The sequence below is a fragment of the Candidatus Pantoea rara genome (assembly GCF_051136265.1).
GTDB lineage: Bacteria > Pseudomonadota > Gammaproteobacteria > Enterobacterales > Enterobacteriaceae > Pantoea > Pantoea rara.
The window spans coordinates 1,370,246-1,389,443 of sequence record NZ_CP194942.1 but is presented as its reverse complement, the minus strand read 5'-3'; the positions used below and the strand labels follow the sequence as shown (position 1 = coordinate 1,389,443).

Here is a 19,198-nt window from a genome sequence, read left to right as displayed (position 1 = left end):
CATCATGACCGAACTGAGCATCGCTAAAACACATCATCCTGTTACGCTCTGGTTCCCCGGTCTGCTGCTGACTGCCGCGATTGCCGCTGCTGCCAGCTGGCTCGCACAGCAACCGACAGTTGCAGCAGCAGGGCTGGGTTCACTGACCCTGGCGATTATGCTGGGCATCCTGGTCGGCAATAGCGTCTATACGCCCCTGGCGTCGCGCTGCGACAGCGGCGTGGTACTGGCTAAACAGAAGCTGCTGCGGCTGGGGATCATCCTGTTTGGTTTTCGTATCACCTTACAACAGATTGCTGACGTTGGTTTTAGCGGCATTCTGATTGATGCACTGACGCTGAGCAGTACTTTTCTGGTGACCTGCCTGCTGGGCATCCGGTTGCTGAAGCTGGATCGCGATACCGTCTGGCTGATTGGCGCGGGCAGCAGTATCTGTGGTGCTGCAGCCGTTCTGGCGACGGAACCGGTAGTGAAAGCTGCGCCGTCGAAAGTCGCGGTGGCTATCGCGACCGTGGTGCTGTTCGGCACGCTGGCGATTTTTATCTATCCGCTGCTGTGGCCGCTGGCGCATAACCTGTTTCCGGATCTCAGTGCGGCGCAGTTTGGTGTTTTCACTGGCTCAACTATCCATGAAGTGGCACAGGTGGTCGCCGCCGGACACAGTATCAGCCCGGACGCCGAAAACAGCGCGGTGATTGCCAAAATGCTGCGGGTGATGATGCTGGCCCCGTTCCTGCTCTGCCTGAGTGCAGTGTTACGCGGCAAACGCAAAGCGAGCAAAGCGCGTCAGCCGGTGACGTTTCCCTGGTTCGCCCTGCTGTTTATCGCAGTCGCCCTGTTTAACTCGCTGCAGCTGCTGCCTGCCATGGTGGTTGCCACGCTGAACGAGCTGGCGGGTCTGCTGCTGGCGATGGCGATGGCGGCACTGGGATTAACCACTCGTTTTGGGGCATTACGTGAGGCGGGCGTTAAACCGCTGCTGCTGGGTGCGCTGGTATTTGGCTGGTTAATTGTGGGTGGCGGCACCATCAATCTGCTGGTGCAACATTTCATGGGCTAACGGCATCGGGTATCATGCCGTTTCATCCGTGCATAGCCCCAGGAGAAAGGCATGAAATATATTGGCGCACACGTGAGTGCGGCAGGTGGCGTGGATCAGGCCGTGATCCGCGCCCATGAAATAGAAGCCACCGCCTTCGCCCTCTTTACTAAAAATCAACGTCAGTGGAAGGCCGCCCCGCTCTCCACTGACGTGATTGATGCTTTTCGCGCCGCCTGCGAGACGTACAAATACAGTCCGCAGCAAATCCTGCCGCACGACAGTTTTCTGATTAACCTCGGTCATCCGGTTGAAGAGGCGCTGGAGAAATCCCGCGCTGCCTTTATTGATGAACTTCATCGTTGTGACCAGCTCGGTCTGACGCTACTGAACTTCCATCCTGGCAGTCATCTGCATCAGATTGATGAAGAGGCCTGCCTGAAGCGGATCGCTGAGTCGATCAATATCGCCCTTGATCAGAGCCAGAACGTGACCGCCGTGATTGAGAACACTGCCGGTCAGGGCAGTAACCTGGGCTTCCGCTTCGAGCACCTCGCCACCATTATTGGACATGTTGAAGATAAGTCGCGCGTCGGTGTCTGCATTGATACCTGTCATGCGTTTGCTGGCGGTTATGATCTGCGTACCGAAGCGGACTGCGAGGCAACCTTTGCCGAGTTTGAGCGCATTGTCGGCTTTACCTATCTGCGCGGCATGCACCTTAACGATGCCAAAAGTACCTTCGACAGTCGCGTTGACCGCCATCACAGCCTGGGTGAAGGAAATATCGGTAAAACAGCGTTTAGCTGGCTGATGAAAGATCCGCGGTTTGATGGTATTCCGCTGATTCTGGAGACCATTAATCCTGATATCTGGAAAGATGAGATTGCCTGGCTGAAAGCCGAACAGCAGGGATAGAAAAAGGGAGCCTGCTGGCTCCCTTTTCGTTCAGACCGAATGCTGGCTCAGGGAGCAGGTCCCTCACAAAAGCAAACAGGGAGCCATCCGGCTCCCTGCTATTTTTACATCAGCAGATTAGGCACTTCTGCAAATCAGGCTTTCGCCAGCTGCTCTTCAGGACGTTTCAGTACCGCGTAGCTCAGACCTGCAATCGCAGTGCCGATAATAATCGCCATCAGATAGCCGACAACCGGGGTAATCGCGCCAGGGATAAGCAATACAAACAGTCCACCGTGCGGTGCCATCAGTTTTGCGCCAATCGCCATGGAGATCGCGCCGGTCGTTGCGCCGCCCACGATACAGCAAGGCAGAACGCGCATCGGGTCACGGGCAGCGAAAGGAATCGCACCTTCAGAGATAAAGCAGAGACCCAGAACCAGAGCCGCTTTACCGCCTTCCTGCTGACCTTTGTTGAATTTACGACGGGCAACCAGTGTTGCCAGACCCATAGCCAGCGGTGGCACCATACCGGCTGCCATGATGGCGGCCATCGGCGCATACGTCTGCGAACTCAGTAAGCCGACACCAAATGCGTAAGCCACTTTGTTCACCGGCCCACCCATATCGGTACACATCATGCCGCCCAGAATCGCACCCAGCAGGACCGCATTCGCCGTACCCATGTTCGCCAGCCAGTGCGTCAGGCCGCTCATGATGCCCGCAACCGGTTTACCTACCACGTAGATCATCAGCAAACCGGTGATCAGGCTCGCGAATAACGGGATAATCAGTATCGGTTTCAGCGCTTCCATACTCTGCGGCAGTTTTACTTTGCCGCTGATAAGCTTCGCTGCATAACCGGCAATGAAGCCCGCGATGATACCGCCTAAGAAACCGGCGTTGATGCTGGTGGCGATCATACCGCCAATCAGACCTGGCGTCAGACCTGGACGGTCAGCGATAGAGAAGGCAATAAAGCCCGCCAGCACCGGTACCATCAGGGCAAAGGCGCTCCCCCCACCAATTTGCATCAGCGCAGCGGCCAGGGTGCCCTGCTCTTTAAAGGCTGTAATACCAAAAGCGAACGACAGGGCAATGCTTAGCCCCCCCGCGACCACCATCGGCAGCATGTAAGAAACACCGGTCAGCAGGTGACGATAAGCCCCTGCGCCGCCTTTCTTCTCTTCTTCACTCTCATTACTCTGTCCGCCAGCCGCCGCTTTGTACGGCTTCGCTTCAGCGACTGCTTTATCCAGTTCCTGTGCGGTTTTCTTCAGCGCCAGACCGGTTGAGGTGCGGTACATCGGCTTTCCGGCAAATTTCGCCAGATCGACTTCAATGTCTGCTGCGACGATAACCAGATCGGCGGCAGCGACTTCTTCAGGCGTAATCGCGTTACCGGCACCCACTGAACCGCGGGTTTCAACTTTCACCCACCAGCCGCGACGGGTCGCTTCAGCCTGAATGGCTTCGGCAGCCATGAAGGTGTGCGCCACGCCGGTCGGACAGGCGGTCACCGCAACCACGCGTTTCTGCGCGCCAGCCTGAGCCGGTGCCGCAGCAGGTGCGCCTGCAGGTGTTGCCACCGCAGCCGGTGCCTGCCAGGTTTTGGCTTCAGCCTTCGCGCGATTCAGGAAGGTTTCCGGCTCGCGTACCGCCAGCTGGATATCACCCAGCCAGACCGCTTTGCCGTTGAGCGCCGCATCGTCCGGCACATTTTTGCCCAGCACAATCGCCAGTTCAGCGTCGGCAGGATTATCAGTCAGGGTCAGGCCCGCAGCAGCTGCGGCAGCAGCCAGACGTTGTTGCGCCATGTATGCGGAAGCCAGTCCCAGTGTAGGGTCTTTAATCAGCAGCGTTTTCATTATCGCTCTCCTGCTGTCAGTTAACGGGTTGTAAGTCGACGCGCGCCATCATGGCGGCCAACTGAGTACGATCGGAAACGCCAACGTTGCTCTGGCTGACGGCCATCGCCGCCACGGCAGTCGCAAGTCGCAGCGTATGTTCGCTGGATTCGCGCATCAGCAGGCCATAAATCAGGCCGCCAACCATGGAATCACCGGCACCCACGGTGCTGACAACTTCACACACCGGCGGTTTAGCAATCCATTCGCCTGAAGCGTTGACCCACAGCGCGCCTTCAGCACCCAGTGAAATCACCACATGGGCGATACCCTGCTCACGCAGTTCATGCGCAGCACCAATCACATCCTGCAGCGTAGGCAGTTTGCGGCCAGCCCAGATCTCCAGCTCACGGCGGTTAGGTTTCACCAGCCACGGTGCGGCTTTCAGTCCTGCCACCAGCGCCTCGCGGCTGCTGTCAAAAATGATGCATGGGCAGTGGGTGCGTAGTTCGGTCATCCAGCGGGTAAAGGCATCGTGATCGACGCCTTCTGGCAGGCTGCCGCTGACGCAGACCATATCAAACTGGCCCAGCCAGGTCAGAGAATCCGTCGTAAAACGATCCCAGTCCTGAGCGGTTACCTGAAAACCAGAGAAGTTCAGATCGGTAACGTCGCCGGTCTGTTCAGTGAGTTTGACGTTGATACGGGTTCGGCCTGGCACCACCTGGAAACGGTTAGCAATGCCCAGCTCGCTGAACAGCTGCTGGAAGCCGTCCTGATTCTCTTTACCCAGGAAGCCACCCACGGTGACATCGATACCCAGATCTTTCAGAACTTTAGCAACGTTGATGCCCTTGCCCGCCGCATGCAGCCCGGTGGTTTTCACCAGGTTGACTTCGCCGCGTTCAATTTCAGGAGTATATCCCACCAGATCGTACGCCGGATTCAGCGTGATGGTGGCAACGCGTCTGCTCATGATGCCCCCTCACCCAGACCGCTGGTGATCGCTTCTTCAATAGCGTTAAGCGCCTGCTGAGCATCTTCACCGCTGGCGGTAAAGCGCAGGCGATGACCTTTCTTCACGCCCAGCGCAACCACTTTCATCAGGCTGCGACCGTTAGCCGGTTTACCGCTGCCGTCGAGATTGGTCACGGTGATATCGCTGTTGAACTGCTTGATTACGCTGACCAGCGCGGTGCCCGGACGGGCATGCAGGCCATGTTCGTTACGAATGGTGAATTCAGCGGTCAGCACGTCAGCCTGCTCATCAACTTCGCTGGTCAGCAGTGCGTAGACGCCTGCCGCATCGGCTTTCAGCAGACGATCTGCTTTGCCCTGCTGCAGCAATGCGCTGAGATAACCCAGTACTTCCAGCGGACGCTCATCGGTCGCCGAAACGCTGATTAACAGCGCCGCTGATTCGCCCTGATGGTCGAATGCATGTTCAGCACGGCTGATGGCCACGCCGCTGCGCAGGTTGCCGAGGCTGCTGTCGCTGAGCCAGATACCCTGACCCAGATTCAGCGGAGCCGTTGAGACCACATCTGCAACGTAGCTGGAATCCACTACGCCCGCGGACTGCAGCCGGCCAGCGTTCATCGCCTGCAGGGTGATCAGATCGCTGGCACCCACGTTGAGTGTAATTAATGAAGTGTCGAAGCTGAACTCGGCGGCTTGTTTCTCGCCCATCAGCAACGCACGAAGGTCTTCAGCAGAGGCGGTTTTTAGCTGTTCGGCAATGGTGTCATCGCTCAGAACATGCGTCAGCTGACGCAGCAGCGCCAGATGTTCATCCGACTTAGCGGCAATCCCGATGGCGACATAGGCGGTCTGATCGTCACCCCAGGCAATGCCCTGCGGGAACTGGAACACCTGAACACCGGTTTTCAGCACCATATCGCGGGTATCAGTGGTGCCATGAGGGATTGCGATGCCGTTGCCGAGGAAGGTTGAAGTCTGCTGTTCACGCGCCAGCATGCCGTTGACGTAGCCTTCCGTCACATTGCCCGCAGCGGTTAACGCGGCGGCAACCTGACGAATGGCCTCTTCTTTATTACTGGCGCTGGCTCCGGTATGGATGGCCTGCAATTCGAGCTGGAACATAATTCTCCTCGCTTGCTGAGATTGAATCGTTTCAGCCAGTGGGAATTTTTTTACGCCATGCTGTTAAAAACAGGTGGCGCAGTCACCGCTGAAACGTTTCAGGGATTGTGGTACAGCAACTTTCCGGAGGCAAGAAAATGCGCAAGCGGCGTACCAGATTTTTGACGTTACGCACATTTCGGGGTGGTTAAGGGGAATAAAAAGTGAACAGGCTGACGCGGCAGCTGTAAACCAGAAATGAGTGGACCAGAAAATTCAGCAGCGTCAGCGCATCAGGGCGCAGTATCGGCCTCGAGCTGAAGTAAATAGGTCATCGCCTGCTGGCGCGAGTTACCACACATGCTGTGGGCGGGTTGCAGGCCTGCGCAGACAGCAGGACGCAGTGGTGAGCCAAAGAGTTTGCAGCGCAGTGTGTCATCAAGCTGAACGCAGGGCGTATTCGCAGGTTTGCCGTCAGGCATGCCAGGAATGGGTGAAGAGATAGAGGGCGCTGTGCAACAGGCACCGCATTGACTACGGCATTGCATGCTGTGCTCCGGCAGAGAATGTCGTGGCGACAATAGCAGTCCGGGGCTGCAATTGCCATGAAAGCCGCAGCCTGACACAAAATTTCGCATCCGCCATATTGCCAGTTTTCACCGGCACGGGTAACGTTGCGCGCACTTCACTCTCAAGATAGCGAGAACAGCAATGCCAAAAGCCAATGAAATCAAAAAAGGGATGGCCGTCACACACAACGGTAAACTGCTGCTGGTTAAAGACATTGATGTCCAGAGCCCCAGCGCACGCGGTGCCGCCACTCTGTATAAAATGCGCTTTACCGATGTCCGCACCGGTTTAAAAGTCGAAGAACGCTTTAAAGGCGACGAGATAATTGATGCGATTTCGCTCAGCCGTCGCAGCGTGACCTTCTCTTATATAGACGGTGACGAATATATCTTTATGGATGATGAGGATTACACCCCTTACTCCTTTAAACAGGAGCAGATTGAAGAAGAGCTGCTGTTTATCCCTGAAGGCGGCATTCCTGGCATTCATGTGCTGACGATGGAGGGTCAGGTGCTGGCGCTGGAACTGCCACAGACCGTGGATATGGAAATCGTAGATACTTCACCAGGCATTAAAGGCGCTTCCGCCAGCGCCCGCACCAAGCCAGCCGGGATGAGCACAGGCCTCTCTATCCAGGTGCCGGAATATCTCAGCAACGGTGACCGCATCCGCATCCATATTGCTGAACGCCGCTATATGGGCCGTGCAGACTAACCCCTGACACGCTGCCGATCGTGATAGTGTTATAGTATTACATTATCACGCTATTCCCAGGCAGGAGTCAGTCCCATGACACACGTAAATCTGATTACCGGTTTTTTGGGCAGCGGCAAAACCACGCTGCTCTGCCATCTGCTGGCAGCCCGGCCTGCCGGAGAAACGTGGGCGGTGCTGGTGAATGAATTTGGCGAGATCGGGATCGACGGCGCCCTGCTGGCCGATCGCGGAGCCACCCTCAAAGAGATCCCTGGCGGCTGCCTCTGCTGCGTGAATGGCCTGCCAATGCAGGTCGGGCTGAACATGCTGCTGAAGAGCAATCCCGATCGTCTGCTGATCGAGCCTACTGGTCTGGGCCATCCCCGTCAGGTGCTGGAGATGCTAAGTGCGCCGGTTTATCAGGCGTGGCTGCAACTGAACGCCACCCTGACACTGCTGGATGCGCGCCAGCTCGCCGATCCGCGTATCGTTGCCAATGAAAACTTTCGCGATCAACTGGCTGCAGCCGACATAATTATCGCCAATAAGCGTGATTGCTGGGATGAAGAGGATCGCCTGCGCCTGGCTGACTGGCAGCAACAGATGCAGCCTCTGCGTCCATTAATAGAAACAGAATTTGGTCAGATCCCCCTTTCCCTGCTGGATACGCCTTATCAGTCCCGCGAGCTTCCCGTGCCCCATCATCATCATCCGGCCAATCACGCGAGTGGGCTGGCGGCGTTACGACTGGATGGCGAGGCGCGCTGGCGTCGGGCGCTGAACCACGGCCAGGGTTATAGCGCCTGCGGCTGGCTGTTCGATGCGGATACGCTTTTTGATAGCGACGCGCTACTGGAATGGGTCAGGCAGGCACAGGTCGATCGCATTAAAGGCGTAATGCGCACAGCAGAAGGCACGATGCGTATTAACTGCCAGGCAAAAGACCTGCAAAGTGAAACGCTCACCTCACCGCCACCCGATAGTCGCATTGAGATCATCCATTCTCAGCAGACTGACTGGAATCGGCTACAATCGGCGTTGTTGAAGTGCCGTTTACGCTAAGAAAGGTATTGTCGGCGGTTATTTTTTTAATAATGAGTTTTTGATTATGCGTGCAACCCGCCTCATTACTATCCTGCTGCTTAATGCACTGGGCATAGTGCTATTTCTTTCGTGGTATCTGCCGCCTGAACATGGTTTCTGGTTTGGCATCGATAAATCTGTTTTCTTTGGCTTCAATAATCAGATGGTCACCCATCCGCTGTTCGCGCTGATCGTTGCCATCACGAATTTCCGTGGTTTTGATGCGGTGTCATTGCTGGCGATGAGCCTGCTTTATCTGTCGATCTGGCAGCGGGAAGCCCCTCAGGCGCGCCGACGAATGCTGGCGATTGGTATTACTATGCTGCTTACCGCAGTGGTACTCAATCAGCTTGGGCATTTGCTGCCAGTGAAACATTCCAGTCCGACACTGTTCTTCGAGAACGTGCATCGCGTCAGTGAACTGACAGGTATCCCCGCAAAAGATGCCTCCAAAGACAGTTTCCCTGGCGACCACGGTATGATGCTGATTATTTTCGCCTGCTTTATATGGCGTTATTTTGGCTTCAGCCGTTTTTTAATTGCCGCCGCGATTGTGATTCTATTTTCACTGCCGCGCGTCATGGCGGGTGCACACTGGTTTACCGATATTGCTGTCGGTTCGCTGTCAGTGATATTAGTGGGTCTGAGCTGGTGGCTATTAACGCCTGCCAGTGATGTGCTGGTTAACTGGTTTTATCGCAAATTACCGGGCAAATATAAGCCCGTGATGTAAATGTTAAGCGCTGTCGGTTAAACCGCCCTGGTCTTAACCCTCAGCGCTTATTAAAAACAGATAATCACTATTAGCCTGCTAATTAAAATCACGAAAAGAAAAGGTTATGACCCTGCTGGCAGGCTAAATATCCACCCACTTTCTCTGTCAATAACGAAATATCTAAAAACAGGGTCTATGTCCTGAATTAGCGCCCCTTTCTCCCCCTGTTCTCTTCATCATCTGACCACAATTGTCGCTAAAGTAGTCAGTGTGTTACGGTTTGATTCTCATCAAAAAAACCTATATGAAATTGATTAAAAGCACTCGCCACGGCGTCTGTAATCAGTTAACCTCAGTCGCAGTGAGGCTACAGCGGCAGAAAATTCGGATTTTTTACCGTTAAAATGTGTCCATTAACACATTTTAGTAATTAAGGATTTGTCTTAGTCTGTTGCGCTTATTAATCTCCCTGTTTTGTCATCTGGCTGGCGACAATTTTGTCGTAAGGAAATCGAAGGAAAACCTGAATAATGGTCAAGTCTCAACCAATACTGAGATATATCTTGCGGATCGTGCCCGCCCTGGCACTGGCAACACTCCTCTCAGCTTGTAGCAGTACCCATAGTAGTGAGAACGCGAATAACGAGAATCATGAAGTTAACAACCACAATGGTTTTTTACTTCAGGCGTCTCAGGATGAGTTTGAAGAAATGGTGCGTAATGTCGACGTTAAGTCGCGCATCATGGAACAATACGCCGTCTGGAAAGGTGTGCGCTATCGCCTCGGTGGCGATACCAAACGCGGGATCGATTGTTCCGCCTTTGTACAACGCACCTTCCGCGATCAATTTGGCTTAGAATTACCTCGCTCGACCTCTGAGCAGCAGGATACCGGCAAAGAGATTACCCGCGGTAAATTGCGTCCTGGCGATCTGGTGATGTTTCGTGCCGGTTCAACGGGCCGTCATGTCGGTATCTACCTGGGTAATGATAACTTCGTTCATGCCTCCACCAGCAGTGGCGTCATGATCTCCAGTCTTAATGATGACTACTGGAAAAAACGTTATCGTGAAGGACGCCGTGTATTAAGTCGTAACCCGACCTGATTATCACCTTCGATCTTCTCTCAGCCAGAGAACATGAAACGCTGCTTATGCAGCGTTTTTTTTCGTCTCATATTTTTACGGGCAGCAGACAGATAAGTTAAATGCATTGTAATTCAGATTAATATCGAGACTTTTCAGACACTCTCGTTATATTCTCGGTCGCTTAAACCGAAGCAGTCGTGCGCAATAACATAATAATAATTTGATCAGGGGAAGTTCCTCATGCCACTGTCGGGGGCGCTACGGCGCCATGCAACCTATCCTCGCCGCATCGCATGGAGTAGCGCGATGGCCGGCGGCTTATTCTTTATTTTATTTACCGCACTGTCGCTTCACCAGACATGGCAGAAGCGCGAACGACAACATCAGCAATTGCTGGAGAAGAGCCGCACAGCCTTACAGCAAACGCTCTCCAGCCTGCTCAACAATACCCTCAGCCCCCTGCTTCCGTTTACCCACACTGCCTGTCATACCATTAATCGTGAACTCACCTCACGCGCCGCCTTTGCCGGCAACCTTCGCGCTATCCTGCTGGTTAATAACGGTAATGCCTTTTGCTCTTCGGCCACCGGCAGTTTTAATTTGCCGATTAATGTCATTGCGCCTCATAGTGATATTTCGCGTGATTTCGATGTACAGCTGATGCCAGGCACACCGTTACAGCCAAACAAACCGGCGCTGGCATTATGGGTTAAAAATCCCGGTACCCTGCAGTCAGGCGTATTCGCGACGATCAATATTACCCTGGCACCCTATCAGCTGCTGGCGTCACGGCATCCGGAAATTACCGCTATGGCACTGATGGCCCAGCGCAGCGCCTTAACCAGCTGGCAGGCCGGCGTTATTGAGAATACAAATCTGCCGCAGCCATTGGTCCGGCAGGCGCTGACAGGTTATCCGCTGCAGTTTGTGTTGTACGGCACCACGCTGGCGTTCACCGATTATCAGACTATTGTGCTGTGCGGCCTTCTGCTGTCGCTTATGGTTGCTGGCGGCTGCTGGTTGTTGCTGTCGGTTTATCAGCGTCCGGGTAAAGAGCTGATCCAGGGTATGAAGCGCGGCGAGTTTCACGTTGAATATCAGCCACTGGTCACCTCTCATGATGGTCAGCCATATGGCATGGAAGCGTTATTACGCTGGACTCATCCAACCAAAGGGCCCATCCCACCCGATGCGTTTATTCCGTACGCCGAGTCGCAAAACCTGATTATTCCGCTGACGCAGCATCTGTTTCAGCTGGTTTCCCGTGATGCACACCTGCTGTGTCATACCATTCCCCGTCATGCCTGCCTGAGCCTCAACATTTCGCCCCTGCATCTGGCTGATAACCGCTTTCGTCAGGATGTGCTGCACTGGCTTGATACCATGCCTGCGGACCACTTTAATTACGTGTTTGAGATCACCGAGCGGGCTATGGTGCGCGGCGAAAACGTCGGAGAACTGTTCGACTGGCTGCATCAGCAGCAGATCCATATCGCCATTGACGATTTTGGTACCGGTCACAGCGCGCTGATCTATCTGGAACGTTATAACTTTGATTACCTGAAAATCGATCGTGGCTTTGTTCAGAGCATCGGTCATGATAATCAGACCTCGCCGGTACTGGATATCGTGCTGCAGCTGGCGAAGAAGCTGAACCTGAAAAGTGTGGCCGAGGGTGTAGAGACCGGCGAGCAGGCTGCCTGGCTGATTAACCGAGGTGTGACTCATTTGCAGGGGTACATTTTTAGCCGTCCGCTGCGGCCAGAAACGCTGATAGACTATTTCCGGCATCATAACGCCTGACATGGCCCGCCCGGCAGATGACGGGCATTTAACAGGAGAGAGCATGCTGTTTCGTTACGGACTTCTGCTGCTGTGCAGCCTGTTCAGCACCCCGTTGCTGGCTGCGACGGTCCTGCAAAGCTACGCCTTCACTCAGGCCGGTGAAGCGAAATATCCGCCTGGCTTCAGTCATTACGACTACGCCAATCCCGACGCCCCCAGGGGCGGCAGCCTGACTCAGGCGGTGGTCGGCACTTACGACAACTTCAACCGCTATGCCTCACGCGGCAATCCGGGCATTAATACCGGCACGCTTTATGACGGACTTTACACCAGCTCAGATGATGAACCAGGTAGCTATTATCCGCTGATTGCCGAGTCGGCGCGCTACGCCAGCGATTTTTCATGGATTGAGATCCATCTGAATCCACGCGCTCGTTTCCAGGATGGCACACCGATCACCGCCCGCGACGTGGCGTTCACCTTTCAAAAATTCATGACTGAGGGCGTGCCCCAGTTTCGCGTCGCCTATCGCGGCGTAACCGTTAAAGCACTGAACGATCTCACGGTACGCATTGAGGCACAGAAGCCGGAAAAAGATCTGCTGCTTGGTTTACTGACGATGCCGGTTATCGCCGGGTCGTTCTGGCATGATAAGAAGTTTAACGAGCCGTTGAGCGCACCGCCGTTATCCAGCGGACCTTATCGCATCACCCGCTGGAAGCTGGGCCAGTTTATTGAGTTCAGCCGGGTAAAAGATTACTGGGCCGCCGATCTGCCGGTGAATCGCGGGCGCTTTAATTTTGATCGCCTGCGCTATGACTATTATCTGGATGACAATGTGGCGTTTGAGGCTTTTAAGGCAGGTGCTTACGACTTGCGCGAAGAGACCTCAGCGAAGAAATGGGCCACTCAGTATCGCGGCCGCAATTTCGACGAGGGCAGCATCGTCAAAGAGACTTCGCCCAACGATGCCGCTATCGATACCCGCTGGCTGGCTTTTAACAATGAAAAAACGCAGTTTCACGATCGCCGCGTGCGTCAGGCTTTCTCTCTGATGTTCGACTTTGAGTGGATGAACAAAGCGCTCTATTACGGTGCCTGGCAGCGCACCAGCAGCTATTTCCAGAACACGGAGTATGCTGCCAGCGGCCTGCCGGATGCACAGCAACGGGCGCTGCTTGACCCCTGGCGCGCGCAACTGCCGCCTGAGCTGTTCAGCCAGCCTTTTCAGCCACACAAAACCGATGGCAGTGGCTATGACCGCGCCAGTCTGTTAACCGCTTTTGAGCTTCTGAAACAGGCGGGCTGGCAGATTAAAAATCGCCGCCTCGTAAACGACAAAACCGGTCAGCCGTTCACCGTCGAGTTGCTGTTGCGCGGCGGCACCAATACCGACTGGGCGCTACCGTTCCAGCACAATCTTTCCCGACTTGGCATTACCCTGAACCTGCGGCAGATCGACAACTCGCAGTATCTGCGGCGACTGCGTGAAGGTGACTACGACATGGTTGCCACCGTTTATTCAGCGATGCCGATCCCGTCTTCCAGCCTGCAGATCTTCTGGCAATCCGACTACATCACCTCATCGTGGAACACCGCCCGGGTCAAAGATCCGCTGGTCGACCACTTCGTGAAACAGATTGTGGCGCACCAGGGGGATCCCGCCGCGCTGCGGCCGCTGGCTCAGGCGCTGGATCGGGTGCTGCTGTGGAATGCGTATATGATCCCGATGTGGTACAACGCTGAACAGCGGCTGGCGTACTGGGATAAGTTTTCTCACCCTGCCCGCAGGCCCGCCTACAGCACCGGGCTGGAAAACTGGTGGTATGACACCAACAAAGCCGGACGCCTGCCGGCCAGCAAACGCTAAGGAGATGACCGTTGGCCGCTTACTTTCTGCGTAGACTGCTGCTGATCATCCCGACCTTATGGGCGATCATCACGCTTAACTTTTTTATCGTGCAAATCGCGCCCGGCGGCCCGGTCGATCAGGCGCTGGCTAACATTCAGTTTGGCCAGACAACCGGCCTGCCCGGCAGCGGTGCGGAGAGCGCCAGTTCACGCGCCAGCGTCAGTCATCTCACTCCTGGCGATAATCAGTACCGTGGCGCACGCGGGCTGGATCCGGAAGTGATTGCTGAGATTAAAAAGCGTTACGGCTTCGATAAACCGCTCTGGCAGCGCTACGGCGAGATGCTGTGGAATTACCTGCGTTTCGATTTTGGCGACAGCCTGTTTCGCAGCGCCCCGGTGATCGGGCTGATTAAGGAAAGCCTGCCGGTCTCGATCAGTCTGGGACTATGGAGCACGCTGATTATCTATCTGGTGTCGATCCCGCTGGGGATCCGCAAGGCGGTGCGCGATGGCAGCGCCTTTGATGTCTGGAGCAGCGCCTTTATCATTATTGGCTATTCCATTCCGGCCTTTCTGTTCGGCATCATGTTGATCGTGCTGTTTGCTGGTGGCAGCTATCTCGACTGGTTCCCGCTGCGCGGGCTCACCTCTGCGCAGCACGACACGCTGCCCTGGTATGGCAAAGTGCTGGACTACTTCTGGCATATCGCCCTGCCGGTACTGGCGACGGTGATCGGTGGCTTCGCCACGCTGACGATGCTGACGAAAAACGCCTTTCTGGATGAGATCCGCAAGCTCTATGTAGTGACCGCGCGCGCCAAAGGGGTACCGGAGCGCCGTATTCTCTATCACCATGTGTTTCGCAACGCGATGCTGCTGGTGATTGCCAGCTTCCCTGCCACCTTTATCAGCATGTTCTTTACCAGTTCGGTACTGATCGAAGTGATGTTCTCGCTTAACGGGCTTGGACTGCTCGGCTATGACGCGACGCTGCAACGTGACTATCCGGTGATGTTCGGCACGCTCTATATTTTTACGCTGATCGGACTGCTGATGAATATCCTCAGCGATCTGACCTATACACTGGTCGATCCCCGCATCGATTTCGGGAGCCGCTCATGACGCTCTCTCCGCTTAATCAACAGCGCTGGCAGCGCTTTCGTCATAACCGGCGCGGCTACTGGTCGCTGTGGATCTTTCTGATCATTTTTATCCTGTCACTGGGTGCTGAACTGATCGCCAATGACAAGCCGCTGCTGGTCCATTACCAGCAGCGCTGGACGGTGCCGCTGCTGTTTGACTACAGCGAAACCGACTATGGCGGTGTACTGGCGACAGCGGCGGATTATCAGGATCCCTGGCTGCGGCAGCGCATCGAACAGAATGGCTGGGCTCTCTGGGCACCGATTCGTTTCAGCGACAGTACCCTCAATTTTGCTACTCAGGTGCCCTTCCCCTCTCCGCCCTCTGCGCAGAACTGGCTCGGCACAGATGCAAACGGTGGCGACGTACTGGCACGGTTGCTCTACGGCACGCGCATCTCGCTGCTGTTCGGGGTGCTGCTGACACTCCTTTCCAGCGTCATCGGGATTGTGGTCGGCGCGGTGCAGGGCTATTTCGGCGGACGAATTGATCTGATTGGGCAGCGGATGATTGAAGTCTGGTCCGGTATGCCGTCGTTGTTTCTGTTAATCCTTCTCTCCAGTGTCATCCAGCCAGGCTTCTGGTGGCTGCTGCTGGTCACCGTGGCTTTCGGCTGGATGAGCCTGGTGAGTGTGGTCCGGGCAGAGTTTCTGCGCACCCGAAACTTTGATTACATCCGCGCGGCGCAGGCGCTGGGCGTCAGCGATGGCCGCATTATGCTGCGCCACATGCTGCCCAATGCGATGGTGGCTACCCTGACTTTTCTGCCGTTTATTTTGTGCGGATCGATTACCACGCTGACCTCGCTCGACTTTCTTGGCTTTGGTCTGCCGCTGGGCTCGCCCTCGCTGGGTGAATTATTGCTGCAGGGTAAAAATAACCTGCAGGCTCCCTGGTTAGGTCTGGCGGGCTTTTTCACGCTGGCGATCCTGCTTTCGCTGCTGATTTTTATCGGCGAAGCGGTACGCGACGCCTTTGATCCGGGCAAAGGAGCCTGAATGACGATACCACTGCTTGCCATTAACAATCTCTCGATCGCCTTTCGTCAGGGCGAGCAGCTTCGCCAGGTTGTGAATGAGGTATCACTGCGCATCGACGCGGGCGAAACGCTGGCGCTGGTGGGCGAATCGGGGTCCGGCAAGAGCGTTACAGCGCTGTCGGTGATGCGACTGCTGCATGAGGCTGCGGTGGTTTATCCCAGCGGCGAGATTCTGTTTAACGGTGAAGATCTGCTGCGCGCCCGCGAGCAGCGACTGCGAGGGATTCGTGGCAACCAGATCGCGATGATTTTTCAGGAGCCGATGGTGTCGCTTAATCCGCTGCACACCGTGGAGAAGCAGCTGTATGAAGTGTTATCGCTGCACCGCGGAATGCGTCGTCCGGCGGCACGCGGTGAGATTCTCAGCGTGCTCGATCGGGTCGGCATCCGGCAGCCCGCGGCCCGGCTCAATGATTTTCCCCATCAGCTTTCCGGCGGAGAACGCCAGCGGGTGATGATCGCCATGGCGCTGCTGACTGAGCCGCAGCTGCTGATTGCCGATGAGCCGACAACGGCGCTGGATGTGACCGTACAGGCACAGATCCTGACGCTGCTGCGCGAACTGCAGCGGGAGCTGGACATGGGCATGCTGTTTATCACCCATAACCTGAATATCGTGCGTCAGCTGGCGGATAACGTCAGCGTGATGCGCAATGGCCACATTGTGGAGCAGAACCGCTGCCAGACGCTGCTGAACCAGCCGCAACACCCCTACAGCCAGCAGTTGCTGGCCGCCGAGCCGGAAGGAAAAGCGTTGCCGCTGCCCGCAGACGCGCCGGTCATTCTCAGAGTTGAGCAGCTTCAGGTGAGTTTTCCACTACGGCGCGGGTTGTTCGGCCGACAGCCTCGTGAAAAACAGGTGCTCTCCGGACTGAGTTTTAGCCTACGGCGCGGTGAAAGTCTGGGGCTGGTGGGTGAGTCCGGCTCGGGTAAAAGCACCACCGGCCTGGCGCTGCTGCGGCTGATTAGCTCACGCGGCGAGGTCTGGTTTGATGACCAGCCGCTGCATCAGCTGTCGCGCCGTCAGTTATTGCCTCTGCGTCAGCGCATTCAGGTGGTGTTTCAGGACCCGAATTCTTCGCTTAATCCGCGTATGACGGTGCAGCAAATCATTGCTGAAGGTCTCGCGGTGCATCAGCCAGAACTGAACAGTGCGCAGCAGGCACAGCGGGTCATCGCGGTGATGGAGGAAGTCGGGCTTGAAGCGGAAAGTCGCCATCGTTATCCGGCAGAATTTTCTGGCGGTCAGCGCCAGCGTATTGCTATCGCACGGGCACTGATTCTGGAACCGGAGTTACTGGTGCTGGATGAGCCGACTTCATCGCTGGATCGCACGGTGCAGAAGCAGATCCTGACGCTGTTACGTCGCTTGCAGCAGCAACGGCAGCTCAGTTATCTGTTTATCAGTCACGATCTGGATGTGGTTCGCGCCCTGTGTCATCAGCTCATCGTGCTGCGTCAGGGAGAAGTGGTGGAACAGGGAGAGTGTGAAAGATTGTTTACTTCACCCGGAGCGGCGTATACCCGCGAGCTACTGCAGTCGGCGCACATCAGCCTGCAATAAAGGTTTCGGCAATCGCTACGCCCTGATTTTTCAGGCAGCAGTTGGTGGCACTTTCATCACGACGCTGAATGAACAGACAGGGCTGCCCTTCGCACTCGGCCACTTTGCAATCGACCTGAATACCCGCCAGGACCTCTTTTAACTGCTGCAGAATCTCCCACGCCGGCATGCCATCATGGCTGATTAATCGCAGCGCAACGAAATCCTGCTCATCCAGCGTCAGGTCATCGGATTCGATGGCACTGTGGCGATCGCTGGCCCAGCGAAAATGCTGTGGCAGACGATGCACAATTGAAAGTTGCAGCATAGTTTACTTCCCCGGATGAGTTTATGTCGCAACACCGACCTGCCTGGCTGAAAGCGGGTTGATCACCGTTGAGTGCGGACAGCGTTTACAGGCCTGGCCCTGCGGAGGCCAGAAGCGCATTTTTGCGACTTACATCGCACTTCAGCCTATATGTACCGCGTTCAAACGCCGTTAACAATCATTTTAGACGCATTGTGATTACTTTTTTAACTAAAAATTTTCACAATAACGAAACAAAAGCGGCGGAATCTTCATCGCGGCGGGCAATCGGGAGAGAAACCACTGCGCCCGATTAACGGGTCGCAGTGCGGGGACGTGAAGCGTAGAGAAAGAGCAGCAGAGAGATCGTCGCGCACAGCGCAATGGTGCCGACCATGGGCCAGGCGCTGTTGAAACTCACCAGCGACAGCAACGCACCGACAAAAGCACCCACGCCAAAACGCAGCGTGCCCGCCAGAGAGGATGCCGTTCCGGCCATATGCGGAAACTCATCCAGGATCACCGCCATCGCATTCGATGAGACTATCGATACGCAACCGATAAACATCGCGATCCCCATCACCAGCGGCACAAAGCCGAGACTGAAGGCGCTGACAATCAGCAACCAGATTCCCATACAGAACTGTATCAGCAGGCCCAGCCGGAACATCGCCACCGGGCCGAAGCGTCGCACGGCGCGGCTGTTAATCAGCGTCAGTACAAACAGAAACACCACATTGAGGCCAAAGTAGTAGCCAAAGTTTTGCGGTGAGACGTGATTCAGTTCGATGTAAACAAAGGGACCCGCATTAAGAAAGGTAAAGAGTCCGGCAAACGAGAAACCGCTCGACAGCATGTAACTGAACGCGCGTTTGTGGCGAAACAGCGTCACGAAATTGCCGAGCGTAGTGCGCAGATGAAAACGCTGTCGCTGCTCCGGCTTCAGGGTTTCGCGGATTTGCGTGGTCACCAGCACGGTGGTCACCAGTGCCGCGCCCGCAAGCGCCCAGAAGATCGCGTGCCAGCTCCAGAGCACCAGCAGCCAGCCACCGATAATGGGGGCCAGAAGCGGCGCGATGGTGGTAATCAGCATCACAAAGGACATCATGCGCGAGAAGTCCTCTTTCGAGTAACTGTCACGCATAAGCGCATTGATCACCACACTGGCTGCTGCTGCCGACAGTCCATGCAGGAAGCGCATCAGAATCAGCTGATCGATGGTCTGCGACAGCGCACAGGCCGCAGCAGCACAGGCGAAGATCAGGGTGCCGAGGGCTATCACCGGCTTACGCCCATAGCTGTCTGCCAGCGGCCCATAGATAAGCTGGCCAATTGCGAAACCAAGAATGTAGAGGTTAAGCGACATCTGCACGCTACCGGCTGACACCCCGAACTCACGCGCAATCTGCGGCATGGCAGGCAGATACATGTCGATCGACAACGGCATCAGCATGGCTAACAGACCGAGGATAACCACCAGTCCTGTTGGCGAGTTCTTTTCCTTACGCAC

The 19,198-nt window shown here is 55.6% G+C and carries 17 protein-coding genes; 11 read left to right on the top strand and 6 right to left on the bottom strand.

Annotated elements, in window-relative coordinates; translation table 11 throughout:
* Window positions 1–4: 4 nt before the first annotated feature.
* Window positions 5–1,060 carry a YeiH family putative sulfate export transporter gene (locus ACR8BF_RS06605; protein ID WP_434745745.1) on the top strand — a complete coding sequence of 352 codons (1,056 nt, stop codon included), beginning with the start codon at window positions 5–7 and terminating at the stop codon, window positions 1,058–1,060.
* A 51-nt stretch (window positions 1,061–1,111) separates the two neighbouring features.
* On the top strand, window positions 1,112–1,957 hold the full coding sequence (nfo, locus tag ACR8BF_RS06600) for a deoxyribonuclease IV (protein ID WP_434745744.1): 846 nt from the start codon (window positions 1,112–1,114) through the stop codon (window positions 1,955–1,957).
* 134 nt (window positions 1,958–2,091) lie between these two features.
* On the opposite strand, the gene fruA is transcribed toward nfo, so the two are convergent.
* From fruA to ACR8BF_RS06580, 4 genes are all read right to left on the bottom strand, one after another.
* Window positions 2,092–3,804, bottom strand: coding sequence for a PTS fructose transporter subunit IIBC (gene fruA, locus ACR8BF_RS06595; RefSeq protein ID WP_179895258.1), 1,713 nt, complete (start codon window positions 3,802–3,804; stop codon window positions 2,092–2,094).
* 16 nt (window positions 3,805–3,820) lie between these two features.
* Window positions 3,821–4,759, bottom strand: coding sequence for a 1-phosphofructokinase (fruK, locus tag ACR8BF_RS06590; RefSeq protein WP_090959394.1), 939 nt, complete (start codon window positions 4,757–4,759; stop codon window positions 3,821–3,823).
* On the bottom strand, window positions 4,756–5,886 hold the full coding sequence (fruB, locus tag ACR8BF_RS06585) for a fused PTS fructose transporter subunit IIA/HPr protein (RefSeq protein WP_314984471.1): 1,131 nt from the start codon (window positions 5,884–5,886) through the stop codon (window positions 4,756–4,758). Before fruB ends, fruK begins: the two co-directional genes overlap by 4 nt.
* A gap of 272 nt (window positions 5,887–6,158) precedes the next feature.
* On the bottom strand, window positions 6,159–6,413 hold the full coding sequence (locus ACR8BF_RS06580; RefSeq protein WP_179895256.1) for a YkgJ family cysteine cluster protein: 255 nt from the start codon (window positions 6,411–6,413) through the stop codon (window positions 6,159–6,161).
* 163 nt (window positions 6,414–6,576) lie between these two features.
* Between ACR8BF_RS06580 and yeiP the strand changes: the two genes are divergently transcribed.
* The 9 genes from yeiP to yejF all read left to right on the top strand — a co-directional run bounded on the left by yeiP (window position 6,577) and on the right by yejF (window position 17,402).
* Window positions 6,577–7,149, top strand: coding sequence for an elongation factor P-like protein YeiP (gene yeiP / locus ACR8BF_RS06575; RefSeq protein ID WP_003854146.1), 573 nt, complete (start codon window positions 6,577–6,579; stop codon window positions 7,147–7,149).
* Window positions 7,150–7,224: 75 nt separating this feature from the next.
* Window positions 7,225–8,193, top strand: a complete 969-nt coding sequence (locus ACR8BF_RS06570; protein WP_179895255.1) for a CobW family GTP-binding protein — start codon at window positions 7,225–7,227, stop codon at window positions 8,191–8,193.
* A 46-nt stretch (window positions 8,194–8,239) separates the two neighbouring features.
* A complete protein-coding gene (locus ACR8BF_RS06565; RefSeq protein ID WP_179895254.1) occupies window positions 8,240–8,947 on the top strand; it encodes a phosphatase PAP2 family protein in 708 nt (235 codons plus the stop codon).
* Between the two features lie 512 nt (window positions 8,948–9,459).
* Entirely contained in the window at window positions 9,460–10,035 is a 576-nt protein-coding gene (gene mepS, locus ACR8BF_RS06560) for a bifunctional murein DD-endopeptidase/murein LD-carboxypeptidase (RefSeq protein ID WP_179895253.1), read from the top strand.
* Between the two features lie 222 nt (window positions 10,036–10,257).
* Window positions 10,258–11,820, top strand: a complete 1,563-nt coding sequence (locus ACR8BF_RS06555; protein ID WP_314984479.1) for a cyclic di-GMP phosphodiesterase — start codon at window positions 10,258–10,260, stop codon at window positions 11,818–11,820.
* Window positions 11,821–11,863: 43 nt separating this feature from the next.
* Complete coding sequence (locus ACR8BF_RS06550) at window positions 11,864–13,672, top strand: extracellular solute-binding protein (RefSeq protein WP_314984480.1); 1,809 nt, start codon at window positions 11,864–11,866, stop codon at window positions 13,670–13,672.
* Window positions 13,673–13,683: 11 nt separating this feature from the next.
* The gene (locus tag ACR8BF_RS06545; protein ID WP_434745743.1) at window positions 13,684–14,778 is read left to right on the top strand and encodes a microcin C ABC transporter permease YejB; all 1,095 of its coding nucleotides are present in this window, start codon (window positions 13,684–13,686) and stop codon (window positions 14,776–14,778) included.
* Complete coding sequence (locus ACR8BF_RS06540; RefSeq protein ID WP_313697916.1) at window positions 14,775–15,797, top strand: ABC transporter permease; 1,023 nt, start codon at window positions 14,775–14,777, stop codon at window positions 15,795–15,797. Before ACR8BF_RS06545 ends, ACR8BF_RS06540 begins: the two co-directional genes overlap by 4 nt.
* On the top strand, window positions 15,798–17,402 hold the full coding sequence (gene yejF, locus ACR8BF_RS06535; protein ID WP_292992128.1) for a microcin C ABC transporter ATP-binding protein YejF: 1,605 nt from the start codon (window positions 15,798–15,800) through the stop codon (window positions 17,400–17,402).
* Here yejF and ACR8BF_RS06530 read toward each other — a convergent pair.
* Window positions 17,389–17,709: a hypothetical protein gene (locus ACR8BF_RS06530; RefSeq protein ID WP_179895247.1), complete on the bottom strand. Its 321-nt coding sequence runs from the start codon at window positions 17,707–17,709 to the stop codon at window positions 17,389–17,391. The genes yejF and ACR8BF_RS06530 overlap by 14 nt on opposite strands.
* 292 nt (window positions 17,710–18,001) lie before the next feature.
* Window positions 18,002–19,198: a Bcr/CflA family multidrug efflux MFS transporter gene (locus tag ACR8BF_RS06525; protein WP_292992127.1), complete on the bottom strand. Its 1,197-nt coding sequence runs from the start codon at window positions 19,196–19,198 to the stop codon at window positions 18,002–18,004.